At 63.3% G+C, this 4065-nt stretch carries 2 protein-coding genes; one reads left to right on the top strand and one right to left on the bottom strand.

Annotated features, from left to right (window positions below):
• Positions 1–390 precede the first annotated feature (390 nt).
• Positions 391–2742 carry a TonB-dependent receptor gene (locus tag VFG49_RS09620; RefSeq protein ID WP_324859856.1) on the bottom strand — a complete coding sequence of 784 codons (2352 nt, stop codon included), beginning with the start codon at positions 2740–2742 and terminating at the stop codon, positions 391–393.
• 302 nt (positions 2743–3044) lie between these two features.
• Between VFG49_RS09620 and VFG49_RS09615 the strand changes: the two genes are divergently transcribed.
• Positions 3045–4019: an aldo/keto reductase gene (locus tag VFG49_RS09615; protein WP_324859854.1), complete on the top strand. Its 975-nt coding sequence runs from the start codon at positions 3045–3047 to the stop codon at positions 4017–4019.
• Positions 4020–4065 lie beyond the last annotated feature (46 nt).

Here is a 4065-nt window from a genome sequence, read left to right as displayed (position 1 = left end):
AACTTCGCCGAGTACTCCTTCACCGCCGCCTCGCCCCGCGCGGCGATGTCGGCCAGGATCTTCTCCACCGTGTTGCGAACCTCGAGCTGCTTCTCGGCCTTCTCTTCGGGCAACTGCCCGGTCTTCAGATAGCGGATCATGACGATGGACTCCCGAGCAAAAGGATGTTTATGTTCAATTAGTTATGAATCATATTGACTGTCAAGCCAGGCTTCCGGCGCACCTTGTTTCAGGCGCTGCGCGGCCATCACAATTTATCACAACCCTATTGAAAAACGGTCGGGACTGCCGATCCCGACCGTTGAGAAAAGCCAAGCAGCGCGATACAAAAAGTTCCTGGCAGAACTTTCCGTCCGGCGCGGACCCAGGGTCCGCACCGGCGCCGGAGTCTCAGAGCTTCAGGTCGACGCGGATGCCACCGTAGCGCTTGGCATCACGCGCGGGCTGGGCGATTACCGTCGCGGTGTTGGACCACGGGCTGCCCCAGAAGTCTTCGACGTCGGTGTAATACGCCTTGTCAAAGGCATTGTTCAGGAACGCCGTGACATTCCACTTGCCGTCCGCGCCCGACAATCCCAGCGAGAAGTTCGCGATGGTGACCGAACCCATGATCGAGTTCGGGTTGTTGTCAGGCAGCATCTGCGCCTTGTCCCGGTAGGACACGTTGCCGTCGAACAGCAGCGCCAGGCCACCGCCCGCACCCAGCGGGATGCGCTGCTGGAAGTCGGCATACCCCTTGAACTTCGGCGCGTTCGGCATCGTCGTGCCCGTGAGATCCTGCACCACATTGATGCCATCGGAACCCAGGTAGCAGCCGGCCGGGTAGGTACCGGGCGTCACGAGCAGCGGATCCTCGTTGTAGCCTGCGCAGGGCGCGCCGATGTACTTGGTGAACTTGGCGTCCATGTAGGCGCCGCTCACGCTCACGGTGGTGTTGGGCGTGGCGCGCCAGGACGTGTCGAACTCCAGGCCCTTGGTCTCGGCGCCGCCCGCCGACGACAACACCAGCTCCGAAGTGATCTGTCCAGGCAGCAGGTTGTACTGCTGGATCTGGTAGTTCTGGTAGCGGGTGTCGAATACCGACAGGTTCGCGGTCAGCGCGCGGTCGAAGTACTGGCCCTTCACGCCGATTTCGAAGTGATTGATGTGTTCCTGCGGCACTGGATCCAGCGCGGCATTGCTGGTCAGCGTCGCGGCGGTGTTGTACACCTCCGGCGAATAGCCGCGTGCATAGGTCGCGTAGGCCATCACGTCCGGCGTGAACTTCTGCTGCAGGCTGAGATCGCCGACGACGGCGCTGGAGTTGCTGCTGCTGGCGCTGTAGAACGGGCCCTCGCCGTTGTAGATGGTCTGCTGGTAGGTATAATTCAGTTCGTCATCGTTCAAGCGCAGACCCGTGACCAGCGAGGTATTGGTGGCCAGCTTGATGGTGGCCCGGCCATAGAGGTCGGTGGTCTTGGTCTCCGGCACGACGAACACATTCAGTGCGGCCGGCGGCAGCGTGCGCGTGTACCACATCGACACTTTGGTGTCCGAGTAGAACGCACCCACCACGAAACTGACCGCCTGGTCCGTGGGCGAGACCAGTTTCAGTTCCTCGCTCTTCTGCGTGATCAATTCCCTCTGGTGCTGCGTGTCGTCGAACACGATCGGGTTGCTGGTGATCAGCCCACCGCTGCCGCCTGCATAGGGGCCGATGCCCGCAATGCTGAAGAAGGTATCGAAACCGTAGACCGCGGTGGCGAACAGATCCTGGATCTGCCGTTGGTTTTCGTGCTGGTAAGCCGTGGTCGAGGACAGCGTGTAGCCATTGCCGACGTCGAAGCTCAGATCCAGTTGCGCATCGTTGTCGAAATTGCTGTGGCCGGCGGTATTGACCGGGCTGTCATAGTCGAGGTTCTGCCAGCTGGGCGTGATGTCCGGAAACGCGATGGCCTGCGTGACCGGCGAACCCGGGAAGAACAGGGTCGCACCCGGCACCACGTGCACGTAGACGAAATTGAAACCGTCCACCTCGGACTTGGCATGGCGGAAGGTCAGCTTGGCATCGAAGAGGTCGTTCGGCTTCCATTCCAGCTTGGCACGCAGGCCCTGGTCCGCCTGGGAGGTCTTGGTGCCATAGAAAGTATTGGTGATCGGATAGTAGCGATGCGCATCGAACGCCGAGAGGCTGTAATCCAGGCCCTCGGTGATCGGGCCGGAGATGTGGCCCGTGGCGCGGTACTCGTGGTCGGTGGTGCCGGTCAGCGACAGCCCGCCCTGCAGCGTGTCGGTGGGATTGTAGGTGCGGTAGTTGATCAGGCCGATGGCGGCCGTGCGGCCACCCAGGGTCGCCTGGGGTCCCTTCAGCACTTCGACGTTCTGCACGTCCTCGACCTGCGTTCCATCGAAGGAATCCGAAGGCACCGGCACGCCATCGATCATGATGGCCACGCCGGAAGGCACGCCCACCGCCTGCTCGTTGGACACCGTCGAAATGCCGCGCATGCCCATGGGCACGCGGCCGTTGATGGTGCCGTTGAGGTTCAGCGAAGGCACCAGCTTGTTGAGGTCGACGACATCGCTGACATTGGAATTGGCCAGCGAATCGGAATTGAGCACCGAGGCCGAGACCGGCACGTCCTGCAGACGCTCGGTGCGCTTCTGCGCGGTGATGACCACTTCCTCGAGCGTGTCATCGCCGGCGGCGGCTTCGGCCCGCGCCGTTACCGGCTGGAGGATCGCGGCGACACAGGCCGCCACAGTCAGGATCCCCGTGGCAGATGTTGCCAATATCACTCGACGCATGATGCTACCCCCCGCTTCAGTTTCTAAGACCCCCGAGGCTGGCTGCCGCAGCATGCCGCCCCATGATGTGGGCCCGATTGTGCGCCGTGTCGATTGCGGTACACAAGCGTCCAAGCCTTTATTTTCTGTCATGATCTTGTTGTAGCGTTTCCCCATCAGGCGACCCGATGCCGTGTATTGGCAGCGTATATTATTGTGGCGAATCGGCTACGCGGGTGTAGGCTGCGCGTTCCCGGCCAACCACACTGGAGCGGCCCATGCAGGAAAGACAGCTCTCGCGTCGCGCGCTGCTGCAACAGGCGAGCGCCTTCGCAGCCCTGGGATCGGTGGCAGACGCGGTTGCCGCAGCCACCTCGACCCCTGCAACGCCCTCTGCGGCTGCGGCTGGCGCGAGCGCCGCCAACGCCGGCGCTTCCGGCACGTTCACGCTGGGCGGCGATCTCAAGGTCAATCGCCTGGGTTTCGGGGCCATGCGCATCACGGGCGAGGGTGTCTGGGGACCGCCGGCCAATCCCGCTGAAGCACGGCGCGTGCTGCAACGCGCGGTCGAACTCGGCGTCACGCTGATCGACACCGCCGACGCGTACGGACCCGAAGTCAGCGAGAACCTGATCTACGAGACGCTGCATCCCTATCCGAAGAACCTCGTGATCGCGACCAAGGGCGGCATGGTGCGGCCGGTCGCCGCGCGATGGGACCGCGATGGCAGCCCGGCGCATCTGCGCGCCGCCTGCGAAGGAAGCCTCAAGCGATTGCACGTGGAACGCATCGACCTGTACCAACTACATGCGCCCGATCCGAAAGTGCCGCTCGAAGATTCCATTGGCGAGCTCGCGGAACTCCAGGCCGCGGGCAAGATCCGCCACATCGGCGTATCGAATTTCGACGTCGATCAGCTCAAGCGCGCGCAGGCCGTGGCGAAGATCGTGTCGGTGCAGAACCGCTACAACGTGCAGGACCGCGGCTCGGAGGCCGTGCTGCAGTACTGCCAGAAAGAAGGCCTCGGATTCCTGCCGTGGGCGCCGCTCGACAGCGGACGGCTGCCCGACAACCTGCAGGCAATCGCCACGGCGCACAACGCGAGCACCGTGCAGGTGGCGCTGGCGTGGCTGCTGGCGCGCTCACCGAACATGCTGCCGATTCCGGGCACGGCATCGACGGCGCATCTGGAAGACAACGTCGCGGCGGCCGGACTGCGTCTCAGCGCGGCGGAGATGGCGAAGCTCGGCTGAGGCGTGCGGAATCGCCGCGGCGGCCCGTGTCAAACGACCGCGCCAA

It is taken from the genome of Dyella sp. (assembly GCF_035685885.1).
Taxonomy (GTDB): Bacteria; Pseudomonadota; Gammaproteobacteria; order Xanthomonadales; family Rhodanobacteraceae; genus Dyella.
Note: the sequence above shows the minus strand (reverse complement) of the source record. Positions and strands in the feature narration are given on the sequence as shown.